Origin of the sequence: Sphingosinicella sp. (assembly GCF_041916975.1) — a bacterium.
GTDB lineage: Bacteria > Pseudomonadota > Alphaproteobacteria > Sphingomonadales > Sphingomonadaceae > Sphingosinicella.
Map to the genome: position 1 here is coordinate 4,153,719 of NZ_JAYRYK010000001.1, position 25,212 is coordinate 4,178,930.

Annotated in this window: 23 protein-coding genes, 1 tRNA gene and 1 pseudogene; 14 read left to right on the forward strand and 11 right to left on the reverse strand. The window is 65.0% G+C overall.

Features of this window, described 5'->3' with window-relative positions:
- Nucleotides 1-589 precede the first annotated feature (589 nt).
- Nucleotides 590-1,522, reverse strand: a complete 933-nt coding sequence (locus ACE3TJ_RS19480) for an IS1595 family transposase (RefSeq protein ID WP_374599203.1) — start codon at nucleotides 1,520-1,522, stop codon at nucleotides 590-592.
- A gap of 125 nt (nucleotides 1,523-1,647) precedes the next feature.
- Here ACE3TJ_RS19480 and ACE3TJ_RS19485 point away from each other — a divergent pair, with 125 nt between their 5' ends.
- Together ACE3TJ_RS19485 and ACE3TJ_RS19490 are read left to right on the forward strand one after the other, a co-directional pair.
- Nucleotides 1,648-1,824 (forward strand): hypothetical protein, encoded by a 177-nt coding sequence (locus ACE3TJ_RS19485; protein WP_293778858.1) that lies wholly within the window; start codon nucleotides 1,648-1,650, stop codon nucleotides 1,822-1,824.
- A 38-nt stretch (nucleotides 1,825-1,862) separates the two neighbouring features.
- Nucleotides 1,863-2,150, forward strand: coding sequence for a hypothetical protein (locus ACE3TJ_RS19490; RefSeq protein ID WP_374599205.1), 288 nt, complete (start codon nucleotides 1,863-1,865; stop codon nucleotides 2,148-2,150).
- Here ACE3TJ_RS19490 and ACE3TJ_RS19495 read toward each other — a convergent pair.
- Nucleotides 2,134-3,321, reverse strand: coding sequence for a TIGR04063 family PEP-CTERM/XrtA system glycosyltransferase (locus ACE3TJ_RS19495; protein ID WP_374599468.1), 1,188 nt, complete (start codon nucleotides 3,319-3,321; stop codon nucleotides 2,134-2,136). The two genes, ACE3TJ_RS19490 and ACE3TJ_RS19495, sit on opposite strands and share 17 nt — an antisense overlap.
- 5 nt (nucleotides 3,322-3,326) lie before the next feature.
- Complete coding sequence (gene wecB, locus ACE3TJ_RS19500; protein ID WP_374599207.1) at nucleotides 3,327-4,418, reverse strand: non-hydrolyzing UDP-N-acetylglucosamine 2-epimerase; 1,092 nt, start codon at nucleotides 4,416-4,418, stop codon at nucleotides 3,327-3,329.
- A 180-nt stretch (nucleotides 4,419-4,598) separates the two neighbouring features.
- Here wecB and ACE3TJ_RS19505 point away from each other — a divergent pair, with 180 nt between their 5' ends.
- The 3 genes from ACE3TJ_RS19505 to ACE3TJ_RS19515 all read left to right on the forward strand — a co-directional run bounded on the left by ACE3TJ_RS19505 (nucleotide 4,599) and on the right by ACE3TJ_RS19515 (nucleotide 7,380).
- A complete protein-coding gene (locus ACE3TJ_RS19505) occupies nucleotides 4,599-4,769 on the forward strand; it encodes a hypothetical protein (RefSeq protein ID WP_374599209.1) in 171 nt (56 codons plus the stop codon).
- A complete protein-coding gene (locus ACE3TJ_RS19510; protein ID WP_374599211.1) occupies nucleotides 4,769-6,151 on the forward strand; it encodes a putative O-glycosylation ligase, exosortase A system-associated in 1,383 nt (460 codons plus the stop codon). The genes ACE3TJ_RS19505 and ACE3TJ_RS19510 overlap by 1 nt, the downstream gene beginning before the upstream one ends.
- Nucleotides 6,152-6,237: 86 nt before the next feature.
- A complete protein-coding gene (locus ACE3TJ_RS19515; RefSeq protein ID WP_374599213.1) occupies nucleotides 6,238-7,380 on the forward strand; it encodes a mechanosensitive ion channel family protein in 1,143 nt (380 codons plus the stop codon).
- Here the strand turns inward: ACE3TJ_RS19515 and putA are convergent.
- Nucleotides 7,377-10,355: a bifunctional proline dehydrogenase/L-glutamate gamma-semialdehyde dehydrogenase PutA gene (gene putA, locus ACE3TJ_RS19520; protein ID WP_374599215.1), complete on the reverse strand. Its 2,979-nt coding sequence runs from the start codon at nucleotides 10,353-10,355 to the stop codon at nucleotides 7,377-7,379. The genes ACE3TJ_RS19515 and putA overlap by 4 nt on opposite strands.
- 125 nt (nucleotides 10,356-10,480) lie before the next feature.
- Between putA and ACE3TJ_RS19525 the strand changes: the two genes are divergently transcribed.
- Genes ACE3TJ_RS19525 through ACE3TJ_RS19540 form a run of 4 tightly spaced genes read left to right on the forward strand, consistent with a single transcriptional unit; the run spans nucleotide 10,481 to nucleotide 12,977 of the window.
- Nucleotides 10,481-10,936 carry an Lrp/AsnC ligand binding domain-containing protein gene (locus tag ACE3TJ_RS19525; protein WP_374599217.1) on the forward strand — a complete coding sequence of 152 codons (456 nt, stop codon included), beginning with the start codon at nucleotides 10,481-10,483 and terminating at the stop codon, nucleotides 10,934-10,936.
- A 49-nt stretch (nucleotides 10,937-10,985) separates the two neighbouring features.
- Nucleotides 10,986-11,438: a MaoC family dehydratase gene (locus tag ACE3TJ_RS19530; protein ID WP_374599219.1), complete on the forward strand. Its 453-nt coding sequence runs from the start codon at nucleotides 10,986-10,988 to the stop codon at nucleotides 11,436-11,438.
- A 24-nt stretch (nucleotides 11,439-11,462) separates the two neighbouring features.
- Nucleotides 11,463-12,644, forward strand: coding sequence for an acetyl-CoA C-acyltransferase (locus tag ACE3TJ_RS19535; protein ID WP_374599221.1), 1,182 nt, complete (start codon nucleotides 11,463-11,465; stop codon nucleotides 12,642-12,644).
- Nucleotides 12,645-12,686: 42 nt separating this feature from the next.
- The gene (locus ACE3TJ_RS19540) at nucleotides 12,687-12,977 is read left to right on the forward strand and encodes a PilZ domain-containing protein (RefSeq protein WP_374599223.1); all 291 of its coding nucleotides are present in this window, start codon (nucleotides 12,687-12,689) and stop codon (nucleotides 12,975-12,977) included.
- On the opposite strand, the gene ACE3TJ_RS19545 is transcribed toward ACE3TJ_RS19540, so the two are convergent.
- The 5 genes from ACE3TJ_RS19545 to ACE3TJ_RS19565 form a co-directional block, all read right to left on the reverse strand.
- The gene (locus ACE3TJ_RS19545; RefSeq protein WP_374599225.1) at nucleotides 12,974-13,915 is read right to left on the reverse strand and encodes a glucokinase; all 942 of its coding nucleotides are present in this window, start codon (nucleotides 13,913-13,915) and stop codon (nucleotides 12,974-12,976) included. The genes ACE3TJ_RS19540 and ACE3TJ_RS19545 overlap by 4 nt on opposite strands.
- Nucleotides 13,916-13,922: 7 nt before the next feature.
- Complete coding sequence (locus ACE3TJ_RS19550) at nucleotides 13,923-14,627, reverse strand: 6-phosphogluconolactonase (RefSeq protein WP_374599227.1); 705 nt, start codon at nucleotides 14,625-14,627, stop codon at nucleotides 13,923-13,925.
- A 122-nt stretch (nucleotides 14,628-14,749) separates the two neighbouring features.
- Nucleotides 14,750-16,669, reverse strand: a complete 1,920-nt coding sequence (locus ACE3TJ_RS19555; protein WP_374599470.1) for an amidohydrolase family protein — start codon at nucleotides 16,667-16,669, stop codon at nucleotides 14,750-14,752.
- A 2-nt stretch (nucleotides 16,670-16,671) separates the two neighbouring features.
- Nucleotides 16,672-17,847 carry a serine hydrolase domain-containing protein gene (locus tag ACE3TJ_RS19560; protein ID WP_374599229.1) on the reverse strand — a complete coding sequence of 392 codons (1,176 nt, stop codon included), beginning with the start codon at nucleotides 17,845-17,847 and terminating at the stop codon, nucleotides 16,672-16,674.
- Between the two features lie 157 nt (nucleotides 17,848-18,004).
- Nucleotides 18,005-18,078: transfer RNA gene (locus ACE3TJ_RS19565), tRNA-Cys, on the reverse strand.
- A gap of 266 nt (nucleotides 18,079-18,344) precedes the next feature.
- Here ACE3TJ_RS19565 and ACE3TJ_RS19570 point away from each other — a divergent pair.
- Together ACE3TJ_RS19570 and ACE3TJ_RS19575 are read left to right on the forward strand one after the other, a co-directional pair.
- Nucleotides 18,345-19,007, forward strand: coding sequence for a protein-L-isoaspartate O-methyltransferase (locus tag ACE3TJ_RS19570; RefSeq protein ID WP_374599231.1), 663 nt, complete (start codon nucleotides 18,345-18,347; stop codon nucleotides 19,005-19,007).
- Between the two features lie 10 nt (nucleotides 19,008-19,017).
- Complete coding sequence (locus ACE3TJ_RS19575; RefSeq protein ID WP_374599233.1) at nucleotides 19,018-20,466, forward strand: TolC family outer membrane protein; 1,449 nt, start codon at nucleotides 19,018-19,020, stop codon at nucleotides 20,464-20,466.
- 27 nt (nucleotides 20,467-20,493) lie between these two features.
- Here the strand turns inward: ACE3TJ_RS19575 and ACE3TJ_RS19580 are convergent.
- Nucleotides 20,494-20,634 (reverse strand): annotated as a pseudogene (locus ACE3TJ_RS19580) (hypothetical protein); the annotation flags it as partial.
- Nucleotides 20,635-20,677: 43 nt separating this feature from the next.
- Between ACE3TJ_RS19580 and ACE3TJ_RS19585 the strand changes: the two are divergent.
- Both ACE3TJ_RS19585 and ACE3TJ_RS19590 read left to right on the forward strand, forming a co-directional pair.
- Nucleotides 20,678-20,920, forward strand: coding sequence for a DUF2497 domain-containing protein (locus ACE3TJ_RS19585; RefSeq protein ID WP_374599472.1), 243 nt, complete (start codon nucleotides 20,678-20,680; stop codon nucleotides 20,918-20,920).
- 59 nt (nucleotides 20,921-20,979) lie between these two features.
- On the forward strand, nucleotides 20,980-23,826 hold the full coding sequence (locus ACE3TJ_RS19590; protein ID WP_374599235.1) for a valine--tRNA ligase: 2,847 nt from the start codon (nucleotides 20,980-20,982) through the stop codon (nucleotides 23,824-23,826).
- Between the two features lie 229 nt (nucleotides 23,827-24,055).
- On the opposite strand, the gene ACE3TJ_RS19595 is transcribed toward ACE3TJ_RS19590, so the two are convergent.
- On the reverse strand, nucleotides 24,056-24,856 hold the full coding sequence (locus tag ACE3TJ_RS19595; protein WP_374599238.1) for a folate-binding protein YgfZ: 801 nt from the start codon (nucleotides 24,854-24,856) through the stop codon (nucleotides 24,056-24,058).
- Nucleotides 24,857-24,910: 54 nt separating this feature from the next.
- On the opposite strand from ACE3TJ_RS19595, the gene ACE3TJ_RS19600 reads away from it, so the two are divergent.
- Nucleotides 24,911-25,212: amidohydrolase family protein (locus ACE3TJ_RS19600; protein ID WP_374599240.1), on the forward strand; the 302-nt coding region annotated here is incomplete at its 3' end.

Sequence of the window (25,212 nt, forward strand, 5' to 3'; positions counted from 1 at the left end):
GATTTGATTTTGTTGGCAAAACCACCAAAATCCATCGTCTATGTTATTGATTCTAGTACTAATATGCCGAGCATACAACAGTTTTGCGGGCAACTCTTTGCCTTTCACCAGGTGCCTGTTTCCGGCCCAATCGTGATAGTGCGGATCGTCAACTTGGCAGGCGGGATAGCCGAGCGGCCCTCCAAAATCGTTAAAATGCGGCCCATCAACGATAGGCGCGTTGTCCAACCTGCACACACACCGCCCGTCAACTCGCCTGCCGTCCTCCGGCGTAAATACAATTAGATGCCTGTACTCACGACGGTCCGATCGAGGATAGGCGAAAGACACCAGAGACGCGCCTTTCGCCTCTCCGCTCTCCAATAAAAGACGCCGCATCTCGCGCGTATCGGGGCGCCGACTTATCTTCCACCTCGGCTCCCCAAGAATAGTCTTGGGAGCGGCGAGCATCTCGTCAATTCGCGCCTTCATATCCATTGGTGGCACTGCCCCTTTGTCCCCAAAGGGCTTTAGAGCCTGTCTCGCTTACTTAGGCAAGCGATGCGGCTTGCACCGCCACCGCGTGCGGTGTCGCGCTTTACCTGCGCGATCAGGCTTCGGGCCGCTGGTCAGGCCTTGCGTAGGTGAGGCGCTTGCCAGCGATACCCTTCACCGCTTCGGTCGAACGGTCATTGTCATTGTAGCCGTTGGCTTCACGGAAGCTGTAACGGAACTCAAATTCCGCCAGATAGCGGTGCAGGTGCTTCTCCGCGCAATGCTGGTACACGCCGCGCATACCGCGCTTGAAGATGCTGAAAGCGCCTTCCACGGTGTTCGTGGTCACGTCGCCGCGCACATATTCCTTCTCGTAGTGATGAACGGCCTGATGGTCGGCGAACTCGCGGCCAACTTTGCGGTAGATCATCGATTCGTCCGTCATCAGGCGGGCCTCGCGGGCAATGTTCGCCATGACAATCGGCTGAATGAGCTTGCCGGACGCCTTTTCGACATGGAACAGGCGGCTACGGCCCGTCTCGCGGTCCACAAGGCCGAGAACTGCCATCTTGTGATGGTAGGCGCCCTTGACCGGCGCACCAGCCTTGCGGCCGATGAACGTCTCATCAACTTCCACCGCGCCGCCGTTGCCGCCGAACGGGGCAAGATCGCCAGAGCGCATGGCCTCGCGGATGCGGTGCGCCAGAAACCACGCCGTCTTGTAGGTGACTTCGAGGACGCGGTGCAGCTGGTGGGCACTGATACCCTTCTTGCTGCTCGTCATCAGGTACACGGCCTGCAACATCTTGTGCAGCGGCATACGGGCATGTTCGAACACCGTGCCGACCTTCACCGTGAACTGGCCTTTGCAGTGGCCGCACTTCTTCAGGCCGATGCGGACGCGCTTCTCAGGGTTAGCCTTGATCGACGAAATGCGATCGGTTGCACCACAATGCGGGCACGTCGGACCCTCCGGCCAGATCACGCCTTCAAGGTAGGCGAAGGCGGCTTCTTCGTTGTGGAAGTAGGGCTTGCTGAGAACCGACATGTCTTTGACTCCGTTATAGGAATCTTATCCCATAAACGAAGTGGGTTTGCAAGGTATATAATCGCCAGACTTGTAGGAAATCGCTTCATAGTTGTTTTTTACCTACCGCAAAGGGGAGAAAAGCAATGTCGCTGTTGTTTCAAATCGAACGTTGCCTGAAACGCACACGTCTGACGCCGACGCGCTTCGGGCGAAACGCTCTCGGCGATCCTCGGCTGGTGTTCGACCTCCGGCGCGGCCGCGAGCCGCGTCCGCGCACGATGGCGCGCATCGAGGCTTATATTCGCGGGCTCGGCGCCTGATGCCCTGTCCACTGATGCGAACTGTACGGGGCCGTCTCATGGCCTGCACGGATGCGCTCCACGGCGCTGTTGAAACCTATGAGGCGGTGCCCTGGGCGAGCGCGACGTTCGAGGGTCAGCGCCACGCCTTCACGCTCCGCATCGACGGTGACGCGGAGAGCGTAGACCGCGCGGCGCTGCGCGTGTGCGGCACGTTGCTCGGGGAGGAGATCGACCTTCCCGGCGAACTCGTCGCCGATCTCGTGATCATCGGCGAGGACAGTCTGCGGCATGGGGCGATGCAGGCGCGGCGCCTGCATTTCGAAGCGCTTACCGTGCGCGACTGAGCAGGCGCTCGTAAACCGGCACGTAGGCCGCGACGCTGCGATCCCAGTTGCGCTCCGCGGAGACCCACGCCTTGGCTTGCGCCCGGCGTGCGGGCCATGCGCTCCGATCGGCGAGAAGGCCGATCAGGGCATCGGCTGTGGCATCGGGATCGTCGGCCGCGAAGAGCGTGCCGGTGACGCCGTCTTCAATCAGCTCGCGGTGCCCGCCGACGTTGCTGGCGGCGACGAGCTTTTCCTGCGCCATGGCTTCCAGCGGCTTCAGCGGTGTCACCAGCTCGGTGAGGCGCATCGCCTTGCGCGGATAGGCGAGCACGTCGACGAGGCTGTAGTAGCGATCGACCTCGCTGTGCGGCACGCGGCCGACGAAGCGGATGCGGTCGCTGACGGGCGAGGCCGATGCCGCCGCGCGCAGCGAGGCTTCCATCGGGCCGCCGCCGACGAGCAGCAGGTGCGCCTTCGGGCGCGCGGCAACGAGGCGGGGCATCGCCGCGATCAGGATGTCGAGGCCTTCGTAGTCGTAGAAGGAGCCGAGGAAGCCGATGACCTCCGCGTCCTCAAGGTTGAGCTCGGCCGCGAGCGCGGTGTCGCGCGGCAGCGGATCGCCGAACTGCGCGAGGTCGACTGCGTTCGGAATCTCGAACAGCTTTGCCTCGTCGATGCCGCGCGTGCGGAGGTCGCCGAGCAGACCCTTGCAGATCGCGCCGACGGCGTCGGCCTGGCGGCACGCCCAGCTTTCGGCGGCGTGGGTGAGCCGGAATTTGAGGTCGCCCTCGCGCCCGGTGCCGTTGCCGACTGCCGCGTCTTCCCAGAATGCGCGAATCTCGTAAACGAGCGGCAGGTTGTGGCGGCGGGAGGCGCCCCACGCCGCGGCGAAGGTGAGCACCGGCGAATGGGCGTGCAGCAGGTCAGGCTTCGTTTCCTCGATCACCCCGTCCAGACGCTTTGCCGTTGCCGAAATCTCGCCGACCAGCGGCAGACCGGATTTGCGAGTGCGGTAAAAGGTGAGACCGTCGACGGTTTGCGGGTCGGGGCCTTCCGCGTAGTGCCGCGGCGTTGTGAGCATCTGCGGCTGCCAGCCGAGGCGGCGCTGGCCTTCGATCAGCGCGCGCGAACGGAACGTATAGCCGCTGTGGAGCGGCAGCGAGTGATCGAGGATGTGAAGCGGCTTGATCGCCATCAGCGGCCGCGCCGCACCAGATCGGCGACGCAGCGCTCTGCCGTGCGGCCGTCCCAGAATTCCGGCCGTTTCGCAGTCCCCGGTGCAGCGGCAAGCGCCGCATCGAGCGCGCCGACGAGCGCGTCCGCCTTCACCAGCCGGTTGGTGCCTTCGGTGACGGTGATCGGCCGCTCGGTATTGTCGCGGAGCGTGAGGCAGGGGATGCCGAGGTAGGTGGTTTCCTCCTGAAGCCCGCCGCTGTCGGTGATCGCGATGCGCGCGTCTTTGAGCAGGCTCATGAACGGCTTGTAGGACTGCGGTTCGGCAAGCGTGATGTTGCCCTTGGCCAGCGTGTCCGAAAGACCGAACGCCTCGACGCGGCTCTTCGTGCGCGGATGCATGGGGAACATCAGCGGCAGGCGCTGCGACGCCTCGACCAGCGCATCGACGAGCGCCTTCAGTTGCGGGGCCTCATCGACGTTCGACGGGCGGTGCAGCGTCACGATGCCGTAATTGCCCGGCGTGAGGCCGAAGCGGGCGGGGGCGTTTTCGGCGTCGAGCTTCGGCCGGATGCGCTCGAAGCTGTCCATCATGATGTTGCCGACGCGCGTGATGCGGCTTTCGGGGATGCCTTCGGCGCGGAGATGCGCGTCGCCGTCGGGCGAGGGCGTCCACAGCACGTCCGAAATCGCGTCCGTCACCAGCCGGTTGATCTCTTCGGGCATCGCGCGGTCGCCCGAACGGAGCCCGGCCTCGAGGTGGACGACCGGGATGTGGAGCTTGGCGCCGACCATCGCGCAAGCCGCGGTCGAATTGACGTCGCCGACGACGACGAGCCAGTCCGGCCGTTCCTCCATCGCGATCTTCTCGTAAGCGATCATCACCTTGCCGGTCTGCTCGGCATGGCTGCCGGAGCCGACGCCGAGATGATGATCGGGCGCAGGGAGATCGAGATCGGCGAAGATGTCGTCCGACATGTTCGCGTCGTAGTGCTGTCCGGTGTGGATCAGAACGGGTTCGAAATCATCGTGGGCGGCAAGCGCGTGCCAGAGCGGCGCCACCTTCATGAAGTTCGGGCGTGCCGCCGCGATCATGTGCACTCGCCTGGTCATGCGTCGTCCGTTTCCCTTTTCACTTCCGCGTCCTATTGCCAATGCGCCCGGCTTTCGCAAGGCCGGGCGCAAACATTCGGCAGGCAGCGACGGCTTTGCCCTTCGATGCACGAGATGTTAAGCGGGAGCGGTTAACAGCGCGATGACAGCGTTTAGGACCACGCTCAGGACAAGGCCCGGATGGTAGACAATTTCGCATTGCTGGTGTCGCAGCTGATGATGATCGTCGTGCTGTGGCGCTGCTTCACGCTCCCGGCCGAAGACGGCAAGGACGACGCGCCGAAGCCGACCTTCCGTGCGCGCAACCGCAACGCTGCCAATGGGCGGAACGGGGCCGCGCCGGTAGACTGATGCGCGACCTTGTTCTCATCTGCTTCATCGTCGGCTTCGTTGTCGCCTCGTTCCGGCGCCCTTATTTCATGGCGCTCGGCTATATCTGGGTCGACTTCCTGCAGCCGCAGAAGCTCACATACTGGTTTCTGAACGGCGCGCCCGTGGCGCTCGTCATGGCGATCGGTGCGGTCGCCTTCTACGTGTTCCTCGACGAGAAACAACGCATCCGTCTCAGCCTCGTGCAAGGGCTTGTCATCTTTCTTGTTCTCTACGCGACCGTGAATACGTTCGGCTGGGCCATCGTCACCGATCATGCCCGGGAAAAATGGGATTGGGTCTGGAAAGGTTTGCTATTCTCGGTGTTCCTGCCCTGGGTGCTGACGACGCGGCGGCGCGTGGAGGCGGCCGCGTTCATCATGATTCTCAGTACCGCTGCGATCACGATCTCGGGCGGCATCAAGACGCTGCTCGGCAGCGGCGGCTACGGAAGCGTCTCGTTCCTCGTGCAGAGCAATACGGGTCTTTACGAAGGCAGTACGCTGGCGACGGTCGCGCTGTGCTTCATACCGCTGACGCTGTGGCTCTATCGCCGCAACACGATCATGAAGCGCAGCCTTTTGACCCTGCTTGCGACTGCGGGGATCATCTTTTCGATGACGCTCGTGACCGTTGGCGCCGAGGCGCGCACCGGCCTTATCGCAGGTGCGGCTCTGGTGCTTCTGCTTTGGTTAGCGAGCAGCCGGAAGCTCATTTTCGCGGCGGCGATTGCAGCCGCGGCGGCGATCGCCATCCCGCTTCTGCCGGCCTCTTTCACGGAGCGCATGGCGACGATCAAGACCTACGACGAGGACATGTCGGCCTCCACGCGCATCGCCGTGTGGATGTGGACCATCGATTTCGTGAAGGAGCACCCCTTCGGCGGCGGCTTCGGCGTCTATCGCATCAACCAGTTCGACGTGGACATGCAGCGCCGCGAAGGCGTCGAGGACAACATGGACACGCGCACCGTTACGGTGAAAAAAGAGGCGCGCGCCTTCCACAACAGCTTTTTCGAGGTTCTGGGCGAACTCGGCTATCTGGGTGCGGCGATTTATGTCGCTATCGTCATCCTCGCGCTTCACGCCACGTGGAAGCTGAGGAACATCAGTACCGGCGATCCTGAGCGGGACGTGTGGTTCCGCGATCTCGGTACGATGATGGCGATCTCGCTGATCGTCTACACGGTAGGCTCGATGTTCGTCAGCATCGCGTTCCAGCCGCCCTATTACGACCTTCTCGCCATCACCATCGCGGCGACGCACATCGCCCGCCGGGAGCGGCTTGGGAACAACGTCGAAGAGAAGGTCGGCCCGCGGCGGCGTCCGGTCGGAATGGGTGCGGCTGCGCCTGCAAAAGCCTGATCGAGGCCGGAACAGCGGTTCCAACGCCGCGCGCCTGCCTGTAGAAGCCGATTGAACCACAGGCGGCCTCCGGCGTTGGAAAGCAGATGCCAAACAATCAGATACTCCCCGGGTCCGATATCCAGAACCTGAACGAAGCCTCGGCGTGGATCGCCGCGAACGGCTCCGCGCTCCTTATCTACGGCGCCGTGGCCGTCGGCATCTATCTGCTGCTCGTGGGTATCCGTGCCGTTGTGTGGCGCCTCGTGGGTGCGCCGGGCGCACTGGAGCCGAACAGCTGGCGGGCGATCTTCGGCCAGGTTCTGCGGCGCACGCGCAGCTTCTTCCTTGCCGCCGTTTCCGTGCAACTGGTGGCAGCGAGCATCCCCGGCCTTTCCGGCGCCCTGCCGGTCGTGCACTTCCTGTTCACCGTGGCGGCGGTCGTGCAGGGCGCGATTTGGATCCGCGAGTTCGCGCTCGGTCTCGTCACGCGCCGCGCGGCAGGCGAAGATCCGCACAATTCCACGCTCGTCTCGGCGATGGGCGTTATCCGCATCATCATCAACGTCGCGATCTTCGCGATCGCGGGCATCGTCATCCTCGACAACCTCGGCGTCAACGTCACCGCGCTCGTCGCCGGTCTCGGCATCGGCGGTATCGCCATCGGCCTTGCCGCGCAGGGTATCTTTTCAGACCTGTTCGCGGCGCTCTCGATCCTGTTCGACAAGCCGTTCGTGCGCGGTGACGTCATCACCGTGGACACGCTCACAGGCACAGTCGAGGCGATCGGCCTCAAGACGACGCGTATCCGCTCGCTTTCGGGCGAGCTGGTTTCGGTCTCGAACGCCAAGCTGCTCGAAAACCGCATCCATAACTACGCGGTGATCCACCAGCGCCGTGTCGTCATGCACATCGGCATCATCTACCAGACGCCGCCCGACGTGATGGAGACGCTGCCCGACGAGATTCGGAAGATCGCCGAGGCTGTCCCGCTCGTCGAATTCGATCGCGCGCATTTCTTCAATTTCGGCGCGAGTTCGATCGACATCGAGATCGTGTTCAATGTGACCGCGGCGGGGATGCAGGAAATGATGGGCGCGCGTCAGGCGTTCATGCTCGGCGTCGTGCGCCGGTTCAGCGAACTCGATGTAGATTTCGCCTATCCGACGCAGATGGGTTTTCTGGGCGGCCTCGACGGCAAGGTCGTCGATCCGCTTGCAATTCCACGCGACCTGCAGCCCGCGCCCTAAAGCGTCACATCCTCGATCGAAAGCAGGCTGGCGTTGCCGCCTGCCGAGGTCGTGTCGATGCTCACGGTGCGCTCCACCGCAAAGCGCGGCAAATAGTGCGGCCCGCCCGCTTTGGGTCCGGTGCCCGAAAGGCCATCGCCGCCGAACGGTTGCGAGCCGACGATCGCGCCGATCATCGAGCGGTTCACGTAGAGGTTGCCTACGCGCGCGGCCGCCACCGTGCGTTCGCAGCGGCTAGCGATGCGGCTGTGGAGCCCCATGGTGAGGCCGTAGCCGCTGCGGTTGATGCGCGCGATCGTCTCGTCGAGCGTTCCGGTTTTCCACGTCGTGATGTGCAGGATCGGGCCGAACCATTCCCTGGTCAGATCCTCGATGCGGTCGAGGCGAATCACCGTCGGCGCAACGAAGCGGCCTTCGGGAACTGCGACCGTGTGCAGCCAGCGGTCCGCCACCGACAGGCGGTAGTCTTCGAGCTTGCGGTAGGCGGCATCATCGATCACCGGGCCAACATCGGTGCGCGGATCGGCGGGGTCGCCCACAACGAGCGTATCCATCGCGCCCTTCAGCATCTCGAGCGTGCGATCGAGCACGTCCTCCTGCACGACGAGCAGCCGGAGCGCCGAGCAGCGCTGGCCTGCGGAGCGGAAGGCTGACGTCACGACGTCGGCAATCACCTGCTCGGGAAGCGCGGTCGAATCGACGATCATGGCATTCAGCCCGCCGGTTTCGGCGATCAGCGGCACGATCGGCCTCGCATCGTCGGCCACAAGGCTGCGCGCGATGGCCTTGGCCGTGCCGGTCGATCCGGTGAAGGCGACACCCATCACGCGCGGATCGCCAGTGAGCGCGTTCCCGGCCTCGGCGCCTCCGACGACAAGCTTCAGCACGTCCTTCGGGATGCCCGCCTCATGGGCGAGCGCGACGGCGCGCAGGGCAATGCGCGGCGTCTGCGGGGCGGGCTTGGCGACGACGCTGTTTCCGGCGACGAGCGCGGCCGTCACTTGCCCGAGGAAGATCGCGAGCGGGAAGTTCCACGGCGCGATGCAGGCGAAAACACCGCGGCCTTCAAGGCGCAGCGTATTGCTCTCGCCCGTCGGCCCCGGCAGATCGATGGGCGCGAACGCCGCGCGCGCCTGATTGGCGTAGTAGCGGCAGAAGTCGGCGGCCTCGCGCACTTCGCCGATCGCGTCGCCGAGGGTCTTGCCCGCCTCGTGGACGGCGAGCGCCATCAGGTCGATGCGGTGTTCCTCAAGGAGATCGGCGAGGCGATCGAGCGCGGCGGCGCGCGTTTCGACAGGCGCGCGCGACCAGCCTTCGAAGGCCGCGTCGGCGGCGGCGATGGCGGCGCGCACGTCCGCCACGCTCGAATCGGCGGGTGCTGCGCCAATGACGGCGCGGGCGGCGATGGCCGATGCGGTGTCTTCGAGGGTCATGGCGTCCTGCAGATCAAGGCCTTCGCTGTTGCCGCGCGCGGCGCCGAACAGCTCGGCGGGGAGGGGGATGGAGGGGTGGCGCGTGCCGCCGACGCTTGCGATCTTCTCGACCGGATCGGCGAGCAGTTCTTCCTCGGTGACGTTCGGATCGGCGAGCTGGTGCACGAAGCTGGAATTGGCGCCGTTTTCAAGGAGGCGCCGCACGAGATAGGCGAGGAGATCGCGGTGACCGCCGACGGGCGCATAGATGCGGCAGTTGTAGCCGCCTTCGCGCACCAGCCGGTCGTGGAGGCCTTCGCCCATGCCGTGCAGGCGCTGAAATTCGAAGTCACGGCGGTCCCCCGCCCATTCGAGCAGCGTCGCGACGGTGAGTGCGTTGTGGCTGGCGAAGGCGGGGTAGATGTTCTTCGCGGCGAGCATATCGCGGGCGCAGGCGAGGTAGGAAACGTCCGTCGCCGCCTTTCGCGTGAACAGCGGATAGTCGGAAAGGCCCGCTTCCTGCGTGCGCTTGATTTCGCTGTCCCAATAGGCGCCTTTTACCAGCCGCACCGCCATCTTGCGGTTCGTCTCGCCGCCAATCGAGTCCGCCCACGCGATGACGCCGCGGCAGCGCTTCGAATAGGCCTGCACCGCCATGCCGAGCTTGTCCCAGCCGGAAAGTGACGGCGCGCGGGCGGCGGTGGCGATGATGTCGAGCGACATGACGAGCCGCTCCGATTCCTCGGCATCGACGGTGAGGCCGATGTCCGCCTTCGCGGCGCGCTGCGCGAGCTCGACGAGCATCGCCGAGAGTTCGGGCACGCACGTATCGGCGTGCGCGGTTTCGTAGCGCGGGTGGAGCGCGGAGAGCTTTACCGAAATGCTATGGTCGCGGCCCTTGCTGCCCTTGCCGATGGCGTCGATCGCGTCCGAGTAGGAGCGGAAATAGCGCTCGGCGTCGTCCCGCGTGCGGGCCGCCTCACCGAGCATGTCGAAGCTGGCGACGAAGCCCGTGTGGTCCTTGTCGTTCGCGCGTTCGAGCGCTTCCTCGATGGTGCGGCCCATCACGAACACCTGACCCATCAGGCGCATCGCGGTGCCGACGGCGGTGCGCACGACGGGCTCTCCGACGCGGCCGATCAGGCGCTTCAGCGTCGAGCCGCTTTCGCCGACGAGCGAGCGCGTGACGACAAGACCCCACGTCGCGCTGTTGACGAGCGTGGAATCGGATTTGCCGGCGTGCGCCGACCAGTCGGCGGTGCCGAGCTTGTCGCGGATCAGCAGATCGGCGGTCTCGGCATCGGGAACGCGCAGGAAGGCTTCGGCGAGTGCGAGGAGTGCAATGCCTTCGTCGGTGTTGAGGCGGTATTCCTGAAGGAAGCGGTTGACCCAACCGCTCGACTGCGCGGTGCGCAGCTCATCGAGAAGCTGTCCCGCGCGCACGGTGATCCGTCCCCTTGCCGCCGCGTCGACCCGCGCGGCTTCGCACAGCGGCAGGATGACGTCGGGCTCGGGCGCCCGGTGCAGGCGCTGCATGTCGGCAATGATGTCGGCGATGGGCATGGCGGGTCTTTCGCTGATGATCCTTCGATAATGCCAGCGAATGTGGAAAATGTGCTTTGTATTTTCGTTTATCTGTCTGAATTATATCCGATCAAATCTCATTTTACCGAAGAAAGTTCGGATTTATGATCGATGCCGTGGACCGCGCCATCCTGCGCACGTTGCAGGAAGACGGGCGCATCACCAATCAGGCGCTCGCCGAGCGCTGCAACCTTTCGCCCGCTGCCTGCCACGAGCGCGTCCGGCGGCTGCGCGAGAAGGGCTATATCACGGGTACGGTCGCGGTGCTCGATCCCGTGCTGCTCGATTGCGCGCTGCTGATCTTCGTCGAGGTGCTGCTCGACCGCACGACATCGGACGTGTTCGACGATTTCGCTGCTGCCGTGCGCCGGATGCCCGCTGTGCTCGAATGCCACATGGTGGCGGGCGGGTTCGACTACCTCATCAAGGCGCGCGTCAAGGACATGGCGGCCTACCGCGCTTTTCTTGGCGACACGCTCGTCGACCTGCCCGGCGTGCGCGAGACGCGGACCTATGCCGTGCTCGAAGAGGTCAAGAATACTCACGTTTTGCCTATCTAGGCATGGTGGCCGCGGCATCCTAAGCCGGGCGCGAAAAAGGGAGGTGTGGATGACGATTTCGGTGCAGGACTACAAGGCAATGGTTGGCAAGGAATTCGGCGTTTCGCGCTGGTTCGAGATGGACCAGAAGCGGATCGATACGTTCGCGGAATGCACCGAGGACTTTCAGTTCATCCATGTCGATCCCGCCCGCGCGGCGGAAACGCCCTTCGGAGGCACCATCGCGCATGGTTTTCTCACGCTGTCGATGCTTTCGGCCGTAGCCTACGAGTTGTTTCCGAAGCTCGAAGGCGTGAAGATGGGCGTGAACTACGGCATGAACAAGGTGCGCTTCCTTGCGCCCGTACGTTCGGGCAAACGCATCCGTGGACGCATCAAGCTGCTCGACGTGTCGGAGCGCCATCCGGGCGTCCTGCAATCCACTTACGAGGTCGCCGTGGAGATCGAAGGCGAGGATAAGCCCGCCCTTCTGGCCGAGTGGGTCGGCCTCACGTACGTGTAAGATTCAGGAACAGGAGACTTTCCCATGCGCGAAGCCGTTATCGTTTCCACCGCCCGCACGCCGATCGGCAAGGCCTATCGCGGCGCCTTCAACGCCACACCGTCGCCGACGCTCGCGGGCCATGCGGTGAAACACGCCGTCGCGCGCGCGGGCATTGATCCGGCAGAGGTCGACGACTGCGTGTTCGGTTCGGCAATGCTGCAGGGCGTGCAGTCGCCGTGCATCGGGCGTCTCGCGGCGCTGCGCGGAGGCCTTCCCGTAACGGTGGCGGGCATGGCGCTCGACCGCCAGTGTGCGAGCGGCCTGATGGCGATCGCGACGGCGGCGAAGCAGGTGATCGTCGATGGGATGCAGATCGTGGTGGGCGGCGGCGTCGAGTCGATCTCGATGGTGCAAAACGAGAAGATGCGGGTGGAGCCCGACATGAGCCTCCTCGAGATGCACCCGGCGGCCTATATGCCGATGATCGACACGGCCGAGATCGTGGCCAAGCGCTACAACATCAGCCGCGACGTGTGCGACGAATTTGCGTTCCAGTCGCAGCAGCGCACGGCGGCGGCGCAGTTGGCGGGGCGCTTCGACGACGAGATCGTGCCGCTGCCCTCCGTGATGGTGATGAAGAACAAGGAGACGGGCGAGGTCACCAAGCATGAGGTGACGCTCACCAAGGACGAAGGCAACCGCCCTGAGACGACGCTCGAAGGTTTGAAGGGCCTTCAGCCCGTGCGCGGCCCCGGCCACAACGTGACGGCGGGCAACGCCAGCCAGCTTTCGGACGGCGCTTCGGCCTCGCTCGTCATGGAGGCGAAGGAAGCGGAGCGCCGCGGTTTGAAGCCGCTCGGCCGCTATGTCGGCATGGCGGTGGCGGGCGTCGAGCCCGACGAGATGGGCATCGGGCCGGTGTTCGCGATCCCGAAGCTTTTGAAGCAGAACGGCCTCACGGTCGACGATATCGGCCTCTGGGAACTGAACGAGGCGTTTGCGGTGCAGGCGCTCTACTGCCGCGACAAGCTCGGCATCGATCCCGACAAGTTCAACGTCGATGGCGGCGCGATTTCGGTCGGGCATCCCTATGGCATGTCCGGCGCACGCCTCACCGGCCACGCGCTGATCGAGGGGCGGCGGCGCGGCGCGAAGTACGTCGTCGTCACCATGTGCATCGGCGGCGGGCAGGGCGCGGCGGGCCTTTTCGAGGTTTACGGCTGATCGGCAACGATCTGCTAACCATTTTCGTGCGAGATTCGGGGCATGTCGAATGCACCCGATAACCACCGGAATGCGGCGCGGGCCGCGACGAACTATCTGGCCAGGATGGATTACCGTCGCGGCCAGGTGACGGCGCGCGTCATCGACATGTCGATGACGGGTGCCCGCCTCGCCACGCATGAACAGATCGCGATCGGCGAGAGGGTCATGCTGACGACAGTCCGCATGGGCGTGCGGTCCGGTGTCGTCGTGCGGTTCGCGGATGGCGAGCTTGGCGTGCGCTTCACCGATGACATCGCCGAAGCGCACGAAGCCCGCATGGCGGCCGTTTAAGCGGCATTGTCCTGCGCGAATGCAGCCGCCGCACCGACAAGGCCGGTGTGCGTATGCGTCACCAGCCTGACGGGTATCCGCTCCATCCGTGCCGCATAGCGGCCCTTGTCCACGAACCGCGCGTGAAAGCCTGATGCGCGAAGCCGCGTTTTCGCGCGGTTCGATAGTCCGCCGACGATCGCCACCCCCATCGCACCGTGCGCTAGCGCGATATCGCCCGCGACGGCGCCGTAGATCATCGCGAAGCGCTCGAACGCGGCATCATTGCCCGCGAGCGCGGCAGCCCAGAGATCCGCGTCGTTCATCGGCGAGGCTTTGGGATCTAGTGCGGCGCGGATCGCAGCGAGGCCCGGGCCGGAAACAAGGCGCTCGTTCGAAACGCGCCCATACATCCGGCGCAGCGCGGGCATCATCGCCTCTTCGGCGGCGTCGAGCGGCGCGAAGGCGATATGCGCGGATTCGGTTTCCACCACTTCGACACGCCCGGCGCGCTGGAGCAGGATGGCGCTGCCAAGGCCCGTGCCCGGCCCGATCACGCTTATGGGATGGTCGAGCGGGAGCGGTACGTCGGGGCCGCACAGGTGCTCGGTCCATTCATGGCCCAGCGCCGCAACGCCGTGCGCCATCGCGCCGAAATCGTTGAGCAGTAAGAGCTTTTCGAGGCCCAATCGTGCGGCGAGCCCCGTGCGCCGGATTTTCCAGTCGTTGTTGATGAAGGCGAGCACGTCGCCCTCAATGGGGGCGGCGATGGCGATGGAGGCGGCATTGGGGAGGGCATGGTCGAAGCGGGCGGGAAGGGTGCTCCACGCCGCTTCGAGTCCTTCAAAGTCCGTGCTTTTCAGCGTGACCGGCGCGCCGAGATTGCACCGCCCGCCTGCGATCTCCGCGATCGCAAAGCGGGCGTGCGTGCCGCCGATATCGGCCGCGACGATCTTCATCGCACCGTCAGGCGGGGCACCAGTGAATGTCGACCGGGACGGTGACTTCGGCGAGGACGCGGCCGATCGGCGTGTCCGAAAGCGGCCCGTCTTCTAGTGCCTTTTCAAGCACGGCCTTCGCTTCGTCGCCTTGGAGCGCGACGATCAGCGTGCGCGCGGAAACGATCGCCGCGCGGGTCAGCGTCACGCGCGCCACCGGCGCATCTTTCGGCAGCGGATCGGGCATCACGCCGATGGCGCGGCGCGCCTTCGGGCCGTTCAGCGCCTCGTCGAGATCGGGACCGCGGAAGATGCCCGCGGTTTCGCCGTTCGCACCGACATCGAGCCACACGAGATCGGGCGGCCATTGCAGGTCTTCGAGCCGTGCGTCGGCGGCGCGTCCCGCGGCCTTGTAGTCGGCGTTTTCGCTGCCGATCGGCAATACACGCGCGCCCTTGGGCAGGAAGATGCGGGCGAGTGCGGCGGCAGCGGAAAGCGGACTGTCGACCGCGACGAGGCAGTCGCCGGTCGGCACGATGGTAACGCGCTTCCAGTCGAACTTCGCCTTCGCGACCTCTTTCAGCACGGTGAGCGCGATGCCGCTGCCGGGCACGGCGATCAGCGCCTGCCCGCGCGCATCGATGGCGCTTTCGATGATGAACTGGATGTCGCCCGCCGCCGACGCGGCGAGTTCGGCGGAATCATCTGCATCCCACCATTCGGCTTCAATCATGGCTGCTCCTGCCGGAATGTTCGTGTCGAGGCCGGAAAAACTCGAACCGAACTATGAAGAATCGCGTCCTGTCTAACGACTGAGACGCGATTCTCCATCCGCAATTTGCCCCGCGCAGCGGGCTATTCGGCCTGCACCGAACCCTTCGCGGGCAGAACCGCCGCCGGTTCACTTCCTAGTGCCACCGTCACCACGGGGGCCTCGGCGCCGCCATCCGCCCGGTCGAGCGTCAGCGTTGCAGCCTTCAGGTTGCCGGCCTTGTCCTTCAGCACTGCAGTGACGCTCGCCCAGCCTTTGGCGGTCTGGACCGTGCCGAGCCGTTCGGCCGTCCACACCGTGCCCGATTTCACGTCCTTCAGCTTCACCGTGCCGGCGGCGAAGCGTTCACCCGCGCCCTGCTTCGCGGCGATGGTCACGCTGTAGTCCGGCGATTGCCCGCTCGCGGTGAAGGATCGGGCCGCCGCCGTGCTCGTCATCGGGCGGCTTGGCATGTGCGCGTCGCGCAGCAGCACCGCGCCCGATTTCGCACCGGTCGCCGCGCCATCGGCGAGCGCCGCAACCCCATTCACGATCACGTGGCGGACACCGTCCGAAGGCAGCGTCGGCGCATCGAACGTCGCATGGTCGCGCACGGTTTTCGGATCGAAGATCATCACGTCGGCGCGCATACCCGGTGCGATGTGGCCGCGATCGACCATGCCGATGATCGCGGCGGGCAGGGCGCTCATCTTGCGGACGGCGTCTTCCATGGTGATCGTGCCGGTGTCGCGCACATAGTGGCCGAGGATCTTCGGAAAGCTGCCGAAATAGCGCGGGTGACCCCGGTTCTTGATCGAGGCGCCGCAATCGCACGCCACGGCTGTATCCGGATATTGCAGGAAGGCGATCACGTCCTTCTCGTCGCCGAACGTCATGTTGGCGCGAACAAAGGGATCGCGTTCCAGCGTGCGGAGCACCGCTTCGCCTGCGCCGATGTTTTCCTCCGCCATGACGTCGGTGAGCCGCTTGCCGAGATCGGGAAGCGCGATGCCCTCGGCGCCGCCGAGGCGCGTTGCCATCGCATATTCCGCCGCCTCGACGAGCTGCGGGCGGAGCTTCGGGTCCTTGAAGCGCGCGAGCATGGCGTCGCGTCCGCCGTCCGCCGCCCAGCCGGGGACGAGGAACGCCTGCAGCATCGTCTGCCCGGCAAGGTACGGGTAGATGTCGATCGCCGTCCATGCGCCGCGCGCGGTTGCGGCGGAGACCATTTCGAGCACCTTCGGTGCGTTGCCGCGTTCCTTGCCCGCGCTCTTGATATGCGTGATGACGGGGACGAGGCCCGCCTTCTCGCCAATGAGAACGGTTTCCTCCATGCCCTTGAAGGAGCTGAGATTGTCTTCGGGGCGCAGCCGGTCGTGGTTGGGGAAATTGGTGCGCCACGGCTTCGCGACGGAGACGATGTCGATTACCTCTTCCGTTTTCGCATAGTAGGATGGGCGGTAATCGAGACCCGAGGAGACGCCCCATGCGCCGGCCTTCAGGTTCTTCACGACCGCGGCTTTCATCGATGCGATCTGCTCGGGCGTCGGGCGCAGGTCGCGGTCGCCCATCGCATCGCGCCACACGGCGTTGAAGCCGACGTAGGCGCCGATATTCTCGGCAAGGCCGTTCGCGGCCATCTCCGGAAGCTGCGCCGCGATATCGCTGCCCCCGCCGCCGTCGGCGTTGATGATCTCGGTCGTGACGCCCTGCGTCAGCATGTTGACCGCGGTCGAGACGCCGTCGGGCTCGGCATGGCTGTGGATGTTGATGAAGCCGGGGGCAACGACGAGCCCGGCGGCATCTATGGTTTTCTCGGCTTTCGCTGTGCCGAGATTGCCCACCGCGACGATATGCCCGTCTGCGATCGCAACGTCGCCCGGATAGGCGGCAAGGCCACTGCCGTCGACGATGGTGCCGCCCTTGATCACGATGTCGTAGGCGGCATCTTTCGCAAGCGTCGGCACGCTGGCTGCGGAGCAGAGGAGCAGGGCCGCGCCTGCGGTACGCACACTGGAAATCATCTTCACTTCTTTGCTCCGCCGTTGCCGTTGAACCATGCTTTCGCCACGTCATAATAGCGCTGGTTCGCGCCGCCCTGCGTGTTGACGAGGAGCACGATGGCCGTCTTCTCGTCCGGGTATGTGTAGAGCGCCGAATTGAAGCCGTTGATGGCGCCGCCGTGGCCCACGATACGGCGGCCGTCACGCTCGCCCACCGCAAGGCCGAGGCCGTATTCCAGCGGTGGAGGGCCGCTCGGAAAAGACTTGCTTACCGCGCTCGTCAGGCGTCCGTCTTTCAGCTTTGCAGGTTCGATCATCAGTGCAAGGCTTTCCGGCTTCACGACGTTGCCGGAAAAGAGCGCGTCCTGCCAGCGCAGCATGTCTGCCGCCGTCGAGCGCATCGCACCCGCACCGTGCGCGACGCTTACCGAAAGGGGCAGGGGATTGGCGAGTTTATCGTCCAGAAGGTCATACCCTTTGGCGCGGCGCGGAATGATCGCGCGCTCGTCGTCGTAAGCCGTGTCGTTGAGGCCGAGCGGCTTGGTGATCATCTCTTCGAGCGCAACGCCGTAGGGCTTGCCGGTGAGCTTCTCGACGATCGCGGCCGCCAGCACATAGGCCGAATTGTTGTAGCGATAGTCCTCGCCCACCGCGAAATCGGTGAGATTGTCCTGGCCAGCGATGTAGGAAATCATTTCCTTCGTATCGTGCGCGCGCCATCCGCGCGATGCGAAGTTCTTGTCGGTATAGCTGTGGATGCCCGAGGTGTGGTTGAGCAGGTGCCGCACGGTGATGCCGTCGGCCTTCGGGAAATCGGGGAAGTATTTGCTGATGGGGTCGCTGAGCGAGAGCTGCCCGCGCTCCACGAGCATCATCAGCATCGCCGTCGTGAACTGCTTGGTGATCGAGCCGATGCGGAAGATCGTGTCCGCCTTCACCGGCTGACCGTCCTCGAGATCGGCAAATCCATAGCCCTTCACAAAGACGATCTTGCCGTCCTTCATCACGCCGACCGCGCCGCCGGCCAGTTTCCCGCTCGCGATTGCGTCCGTCATCACCTTGTCGATTCCGGCCGTCGCCGCCTTGCTCGCCGTGATCGCGGCAGCATCCTTTGCAACAGCAGGCAGCGGCGCGGCGTGTGCGAGCAGAAGGGCGGCGGGAGCGAGCCCCAGCCAGCGAAAAATTTTGCGCTTCGTCATCTGAATTGAACTCCCATCCCATCAGCGATTCGCCATTCAGGATATTGAATATCCTGAATGGAAAAATTCAACCTGAATGAGTTATGGAATGGAAAGTCGTTTCCACGACCGCGAGGCGTCTGCCTTGCGGATGGTGCGTTGAAAATGTCGGAAAATCTGGAGGCCCGAGCCGGAATCGAACCGGCGTGCAAGGATTTGCAGTCCTCTGCGTAACCACTCCGCCATCGGGCCTCGATGCGAGAGGCGCGCTCTCTAGACCATCGCGTGGGCCAGTGTAAATGCCTCTGTAAATGCCCCTGTATATGCCACGCCGGTGTTGCCTTTCGACAGAAGCTACACAGGAATGGACAGACGCTGACTTTCCGCCTTGGCGTTGCCGCGCGAAGCTCTTAAAGCCGGATGCAGCCGTGCCGTGCCTCAAAGCGGCCTGCGGCTTGCCAATTTAGTGTGTTATTCGTATATAACACCGTGAACAGGTTCAGGAGGACGCGAAGCCCGTGAAATTGCCGGACTTCAGGAAGATGCGCAGCGCGATGATCGACAGCCAGCTGCGCCCGAGCGGTATCGTCGAGCCCAATCTTATCGCCGCCATCAAATATGTGCCGCGCGAGATGTATGTTCCCGCCGAGCTCTCCTCGCTCGCCTATCTGGATGAAGCGCTTGAGGTCGTGCCGGGCCGCGCGATGCCGGCGCCGCTCGTCGGCTGCCTGCTGATGTCTGCGCTTGAAGCAGCCCCGACGGAGCGTGCGCTCATCGTTGGCGGCACCACGGGTTATTCGGCCTCGATCCTCGCGCGGCTCTGCGCGCATGTCACGCTGGTCGAGGACGATGCGACGCTCGTGCGCCGCGCGTCTTCCGCGATCTCCAAGACCGGGGTTTCGAACGTCAGCGTCGTCGAAGGGCCGCTCGCCGAGGGCTGCGCCGAAGGCGCGCCGTATGATGTGCTGCTGATTGAAGGCGAGGTCGAGGATGTGCCCGACGCGCTCGTCGCGCAGGTCCGCGACGGCGGACGCATCGCGGCCGTGCTCGCCGAGCGCGGCGCGGCGCCGAGCGTTGCGGTGGGTCGTGTCGCGGGTGGTCATGTCGGCTGGACGCGTCTGCTCGAAGCAGGCGCACCGCGGCTCAAGGGTTTCGAGCGGCCGCGGGTCTTCGAGTTCTAGGAGCGGGCGAATGGGTGGCAGGTTTTTCGTTCTGATGGGGGGCGCGGCGCTCGCCGCGCTTGCGGCAACGCCGGCGGCGGCGGAAAGCCTCCGCGACGCGATGGCCGCCGCTTATGCCAACAACCCCGTTCTCGCGGGCGCCCGCGCGGGCCAGCAGGCGGTTTCCGAAACCGTCGTGCAGCAGCTCGGCGCGTTCCGGCCGACCATTGGCGCGCAGGCGGCGCTCGATCAGGAAACCAACGGCCCCGGCCGCTTCAACGATATGAGCCGCCTCGTGACGGTCGGCGTACAGCTCACCCAGCCCGTCTATCAGGGCGGGCGCCTGCAAGCCGGTCTCAAGGCCGCGAAGAGTCGTGAGGTCGCGGGCCGCGAACAGCTTCGCGGGGTCGAGAACCAGACGATCTTCGACACCGTCGTCGCCTACATGGATGTGCTGCGGCTGCAGGCTGAGGTGGATCTGACGAGCAATCAGGTCCGCGTGCTCGAACGCCAGTTGCAGGCATCGAACGACCGTTTCGAAGTCGGCGACCTGACCCGCACCGACGTTGCGCAGAGCGACGCGCGCCTCGCGCTCGCGCGCAGCCAGAGCATCGCCGCGCTCGGCAACCTCGCGAATGCGCGCGCGACCTACGAGCGCGTCGTCGGCCATGCGCCGGAGAACCTTGAGCAGCCGCAGCTCCCCGGCCTCATCCCCGGCACGCAGCAGCAGGCGATCGACCTCGCGCTCGCCGACAGCCCGTTCATGCTCGCCGCGAAGTCGGAGCAGGAAGCTGCCCGTCAGGATGTGCGCGTGCAGAAGGGTGCGCGCCTGCCCAGCGTCGATGCCACCTTCGGCGCCGGTTACACGAACTTCCGCGGCCTCTCGGCGGCGGGTGCGGGCGTCCGTACCAGCGGCATCGATTATACGCAGAACATCGGTGCGACGCTGACGCTCCCGATCTTCCAGGCGGGCGTGCAGGGCTCGCGCATCCGTGAGGCGCAGGCACGCTTCTCGCAGGCCGAGCAGAACACGCTTTCTGCCGAGCGCGACACGATCGAAAGCGCGCGTCAGGCATGGGAAAACCTGCAAAGCGCCCGCTCGACGATCGAATCGGCCAAGATTCAGGTCAGCGCCAACGAACTCGCGCTCGAAGGCACGCGCGCCGAGAACGAGGTCGGCTCGCGCGATATCCTCGACGTGCTGAACGCCGAGCAGGAACTGCTCGACGCGCGCGTCACGCTGGTTCGCGCCGAACGCGATGCGTTCGTTGCCGGTTATGCGCTGCTCGCCACGGTGGGCCGCGCCGAGGCCGACGACCTCGAACTGCCGGTCGAGCTTTACCGCCCGGACGATTACACCGCGCAGGCCAAGCGCCACTGGGTGGACTGGGCACCGGGCTTCGATGCGCAGCCCGTGGCAACGCAGGTGAAGGCGCCGGACACGATGGGGCCGCCGGCTCCGCCGAGCGTCCAGCAGTAGCCGCGTGACAACGCCCGGCGATTGGCGCTAAATCGCACGCATGGCAGGCAAGCCCGAACCCACGATGGAGGAAATCCTCGCATCGATCCGCCGCATCATCGCGGAGGATGACGGCGAACGCGTGCGCGCGCCGGATGCGGAGCCGGAAATCGACGACGAGGACGAGCCGCTCGACGAGACCGGCGCGCGGTTCGAGGCAGAGCCTTCGGCCGTGCTGGAGCTTTCCGAAGCCGCGCAGTCCGCGGTTTCCGAGGCTGTTCAGGCGAGGGCGTCTGAGAGTTTCTCGGCGCTGTCCTCCATGCGCCTGCGCGGCGACGGTACTGGCCCGGAAACCCTCGAAGGTCTGGTCCGCGAGATGCTTCAGCCGATGCTGAAGGGCTGGCTCGATGCCAACCTGCCGGAGATCGTCGAGCAGATGGTCGCCCGCGAGATCGCCCGCATCACGCGCAAGTAAGCATTCCCGTATAGCTGGCCCGCTTGCCGCCGCGCCGCGCGGCTGGCAAAGGAGCGCGCATGACGATCGAAAAGACCTTCGCGCCGGGCGAAATCGAGGCCCGCTGGTACAAATACTGGGAAGAGAACGGGAAATTCCGTCCCGAGCGCCCGGATGCGGCGCCGTTCACGATCGTAAACCCGCCGCCCAACGTTACGGGCAGCCTCCACATCGGCCACGCGCTCGACAACACGCTGCAGGATATCGTCGTCCGCTACGAGCGCCTGCGCGGCAAGGACGCGCTCTGGGTGGTCGGCACCGATCACGCCGGCATCGCCACGCAGATGGTGGTCGAGCGCCAGCTTGAAGAGAAGCAGGACAAGCGCACCAACTACAGCCGCGAAGATTTCATCGCGAAGGTGTGGGACTGGAAGGCCGAAAGCGGCGGCCAGATCACGCGCCAGCTTCGCCGCCTCGGCTGCTCGATGGACTGGAGCCGCGAGCAGTTCACGATGGACCCGCACTTCACGCGCGCGGTCGTGAAGGTGTTCGTCGACCTTTACAATCAGGGCCTCATCTACCGCGACAAGCGGCTGGTGAACTGGGACCCGAAGCTGAAGACGGCAATTTCCGATCTCGAGGTCGAAACGCGTGAGGTGAAGGGCCACTTCTGGCGCTTCAAATACCCGCTCGCGGACGGCGCGCGCCTGCCTGATGGCCGCGATTACATCGAAGTCGCCACCACGCGCCCCGAAACCATGCTCGCCGACATGGCGGTCGCGGTGCATCCGGAGGACGCGCGCTACAAGGCGGTCATCGGCAAGGAGGTCGTGCAGCCGATCACCGGCCGCCGTTTCAAGGTGGTCGCCGACGAACACGCCGACCCCGAACTCGGCTCGGGCGCGGTAAAGATCACGCCGGGCCACGACTTCAACGACTTCGAAGTGGGCAAGCGCGCGGGCATCAAGCCCGCCAACATGCTCAACATGTTCGATGCCGAGGCGAAGGTCGTGCAGACGGCGGACGGGCTGATTCCGGCGGAGTTTCTTGGTCTCGACAGGTTCGATGCCCGCAAGCTCGTCGTCGAGCGGCTGAAGGAACAGGGCTTCCTCATCCTTCATGTCACGAAAGACAAGGACGGCAACGAAACCGAGAACGACGCCGAACCGCGCACGATCCAGACCCCCTTCGGCGATCGGGGCGGCGTAGTCATCGAGCCGTGGCTCACCGACCAATGGTACGTGAATGCCGAGGAACTCGCGAAAAAGCCCATCGAGGCGGTCCGCAGCGGCGCCATCGAGATCGTCCCCAAAACGTGGGAAAAGACCTTCTTCAACTGGATGGAAAATATCCAGCCGTGGTGCGTTTCCCGCCAGCTCTGGTGGGGGCACCGGATTCCGGCTTGGTATGGTCCCAAGCTCACTGCCGATGGTCGCCCCTCTTATTCACTGGTTGGAGATAACCAAGCCTTCGTTGGCGAAAGTGAAGAAGCTGCGCTGAACGAAGCGCGCAATCTCTATTCAGCGATGGGTGATGTGGAAGTTGTCGTGGTCTCCGACGTCATAGAGGCGACGAAAAACCTGATCAAAGATGCGCCGGGCCAGAAATATACGAAACGCGTGTTTATCTGGCGCGATCCCGACGTCCTCGACACCTGGTTCTCCTCCGCGCTTTGGCCGTTCGCCACGCTCGGATGGCCGGATGCCAACGCGCCGCTGCTGAACAAGCACTACCCGAACGACCTCTGCATCTCTGGCTTCGACATCCTGTTCTTCTGGGATGCGCGCATGGCGATGCAGGGGATGCACTTCATGGGCGATGTGCCGTGGAAGCGGCTTTATCTGCACGGCCTCGTCCGCGCCGCAGACGGCCAGAAGATGTCGAAGTCGAAGGGCAACGTCGTCGATCCGCTCGGGCTTATCGACAAGTATGGCGCCGATGCGCTGCGTTTCTTCATGGCGGCGATGGAGAGCCAGGGCCGCGACGTGAAGATGGACGAGCGCCGGGTCGAAGGCTACCGCAACTTCGCAACCAAGCTGTGGAACGCCGCGCGTTTCTGCCAGTCGAACGGCATCGAGGCCTCGCGAGCCATTGTGGCGCCCGCCGCCTCGCTCGCCGTCAACCGCTGGATCATCGCCGAGGTTGCCGCGACCGCGCAGGCGCTCGAAACCGCGATGGCCGAGCTGCGCTTCGATGCCTATGCGGACGCGATCTACCAGTTCACGTGGAGCCGCTTCTGCGACTGGTATCTCGAACTCATCAAGCCGGTGCTCGGCGAAGGTGGGGAAGGGGCGGAGGAAACCCGCACCGTTGCAGGCTGGGCGCTCGACCAGATCCTCGTGATGCTCCACCCGGTGATGCCGTTCGTGACCGAAGAACTCTGGCACGCGCTCGGCGACCGTGGCGGCCACGATCTCATCACCGCGAGGTGGGTGGATGTCGGCGCGGTCGATGCCAGCGCCTCGGCGGAGATCGACTGGCTGATCCGTCTCGTCTCCGAAATCCGCTCCAGCCGCACCGAACTCGGTGTGCCGCCGGGCACGAAGCTGCCGCTCCACGTGCGCGATTGCGCCCCGGCTACGGTAGCGCGGATCGATGCCAACCGCCCGATGATCGAACGGCTCGCGCGCATTGAGACGGTTTCGACCGATCCGGCCCCGGCGGGCGGCGCTGCACAGATCGTCGTCGATGAAGCGACCTATGTGCTCCCGCTCGAAGGCGTCATCGATCTCGCCGCAGAGCGCATTCGCCTCGAAAAGAACGCGGCGGCGGCGGAGAAGGAGCGCGACAGTCTCGCGGGTCGTCTCGGCAATCCGGCGTTTGTCGACAAGGCGAAGCCGGAAGCGGTCGAGAAAGCGCGCGCCGACCACGCAGAGAAATCCGCCGAGGCGGAGCGGCTGCGGGCGGCGCTGGCGCGGCTGGGGTAACACCTGCTCCCTCTCCCCGCCGGGGAGAGGGTTGGGGAGAGGGGGCAGCACCCTCTCCAACTCCGCCCAAGGCCTTCGGCCGGGCTCCGTATCCTCTCCCTGACAGGGAGAGGACGATCCTAGCTCGACATCAGCACGAACATCGCGAGCAGCAGCACCCCGCAGACGCCGAGGATGAACAGCAGCTTGCGGTCGTCGCGCATCCGCTGCGGTTTCTTCTTCGCCATTATCAGTCCTCCCCCTCCGCCGGGCGTGGCAGCCATTCCGGCCATTCCACGCTGACCGGATGACCGCCGAGCGTCAGTAGTGCACCTGCATATTCCACGCGAAGATACGCGATGCCGCGCGCGCCTTCAAAGCTACGCAGCGTGCCCGCCTCGCGGTCCCCGGCCATGATCGTGCGCTCCTCGCCCACGGGCTCCGCGAGCATCACCGGCAGGAAGCGCTTGTTCACCTTTGCGCGCCAGTTCATCCGCGCGGTGTTCTCCTGCCCGACATAGCAGCCCTTGGAGAAGCTTACCCCGTTCAGCTCGGCGGCGTTCGTCTCCAGCCACATGGTCTTGTCGATCTCGAAGTCGGGCGTGTCGGGCACGCCGATACCGATGCGCCATGCGTGCCAGTCCGCGGCCGTCTTGTCGGCGAAGCCGCCCGCCGCGAGCCAGCGCCAGCCGAGCGCAGGGAGGCGGGGGTCGTGCGGGTGTGCCAGCGCCTTGTCCTTCCAGCCCGCGAACACGCGCAGCCCCGAGGGTGCGATGTCTATGGCGCGGCGCAGCCGGTACATCCTCAGCTTCTTCGCAAGATCGTCGGCGCGGCTTTTGTGGACATCGATGAAGATGCCCGCCTCGCCGCCGTCGTAGAGGATCATGTCGGCGAGATACTTGCCCTGCGCCGAAAGCAGCCCGGCCCACACCGGCGTCTCATGCGTCAGCGTCTTTTCCGAAACGTCGTTGGTGACGAGGCCGTTCAGGAAGCCCCGCACGTCTTCGCCGGACACCACGAGGACGGTGCGATCATCGAGATAAGCGATCATGGTGTTGAAGCTAGGGACTGGTGCGCCGCGCGCAAGGGGGTATAGCTCCTAGCCATGAGCCAGAGCTTCGATCTCGTCCTGAAGGGCGGCCACGTCTTCACGCCTGCGGGCCTTGTCCAGACCGATGTGGGGGTGCGCGGGCGCAGCATCGCTGCGCTCGGATCGTTCGCCGATGCGGGCGAGGTGATCGACTGCAAGGGCCTTACGGTGCTTCCCGGTGTCATCGACACGCAGGTCCACTTCCGCGAGCCCGGCCTCGAACACAAGGAAGACCTCGAATCGGGAAGCCGCGCCGCAGTGATGGGCGGGGTGACGGGCGTGTTCGAAATGCCGAACACCAATCCCAATACAGACAG

Excerpts from the sequence above, each read along its gene's own strand:
- ACE3TJ_RS19590 (WP_374599235.1), top strand. The coding sequence starts at position 20,980 with ATGACGATCGAAAAGACCTTCGCGCCGGGCGAAATCGAGGCCCGCTGG.
- ACE3TJ_RS19530 (WP_374599219.1), top strand. The coding sequence starts at position 10,986 with ATGACGATTTCGGTGCAGGACTACAAGGCAATGGTTGGCAAGGAATTC.
- ACE3TJ_RS19595 (WP_374599238.1), bottom strand. The coding sequence starts at position 24,856 with ATGATCGCTTATCTCGATGATCGCACCGTCCTCGTGGTGTCCGGCGAA.
- ACE3TJ_RS19510 (WP_374599211.1), top strand. The coding sequence starts at position 4,769 with ATGCGCGACCTTGTTCTCATCTGCTTCATCGTCGGCTTCGTTGTCGCC.
- putA (WP_374599215.1), bottom strand. The coding sequence starts at position 10,355 with ATGCCCATCGCCGACATCATTGCCGACATGCAGCGCCTGCACCGGGCG.
- ACE3TJ_RS19545 (WP_374599225.1), bottom strand. The coding sequence starts at position 13,915 with ATGAAGATCGTCGCGGCCGATATCGGCGGCACGCACGCCCGCTTTGCG.
- ACE3TJ_RS19505 (WP_374599209.1), top strand. The coding sequence starts at position 4,599 with ATGGTAGACAATTTCGCATTGCTGGTGTCGCAGCTGATGATGATCGTC.
- ACE3TJ_RS19550 (WP_374599227.1), bottom strand. The coding sequence starts at position 14,627 with ATGATTGAAGCCGAATGGTGGGATGCAGATGATTCCGCCGAACTCGCC.
- ACE3TJ_RS19525 (WP_374599217.1), top strand. The coding sequence starts at position 10,481 with ATGATCGATGCCGTGGACCGCGCCATCCTGCGCACGTTGCAGGAAGAC.
- ACE3TJ_RS19485 (WP_293778858.1), top strand. The coding sequence starts at position 1,648 with ATGTCGCTGTTGTTTCAAATCGAACGTTGCCTGAAACGCACACGTCTG.
- ACE3TJ_RS19560 (WP_374599229.1), bottom strand. The coding sequence starts at position 17,847 with ATGACGAAGCGCAAAATTTTTCGCTGGCTGGGGCTCGCTCCCGCCGCC.
- ACE3TJ_RS19515 (WP_374599213.1), top strand. The coding sequence starts at position 6,238 with ATGCCAAACAATCAGATACTCCCCGGGTCCGATATCCAGAACCTGAAC.
- ACE3TJ_RS19535 (WP_374599221.1), top strand. The coding sequence starts at position 11,463 with ATGCGCGAAGCCGTTATCGTTTCCACCGCCCGCACGCCGATCGGCAAG.
- wecB (WP_374599207.1), bottom strand. The coding sequence starts at position 4,418 with ATGACCAGGCGAGTGCACATGATCGCGGCGGCACGCCCGAACTTCATG.
- ACE3TJ_RS19490 (WP_374599205.1), top strand. The coding sequence starts at position 1,863 with ATGGCCTGCACGGATGCGCTCCACGGCGCTGTTGAAACCTATGAGGCG.
- ACE3TJ_RS19540 (WP_374599223.1), top strand. The coding sequence starts at position 12,687 with ATGTCGAATGCACCCGATAACCACCGGAATGCGGCGCGGGCCGCGACG.
- ACE3TJ_RS19480 (WP_374599203.1), bottom strand. The coding sequence starts at position 1,522 with ATGTCGGTTCTCAGCAAGCCCTACTTCCACAACGAAGAAGCCGCCTTC.
- ACE3TJ_RS19575 (WP_374599233.1), top strand. The coding sequence starts at position 19,018 with ATGGGTGGCAGGTTTTTCGTTCTGATGGGGGGCGCGGCGCTCGCCGCG.
- ACE3TJ_RS19555 (WP_374599470.1), bottom strand. The coding sequence starts at position 16,669 with ATGATTTCCAGTGTGCGTACCGCAGGCGCGGCCCTGCTCCTCTGCTCC.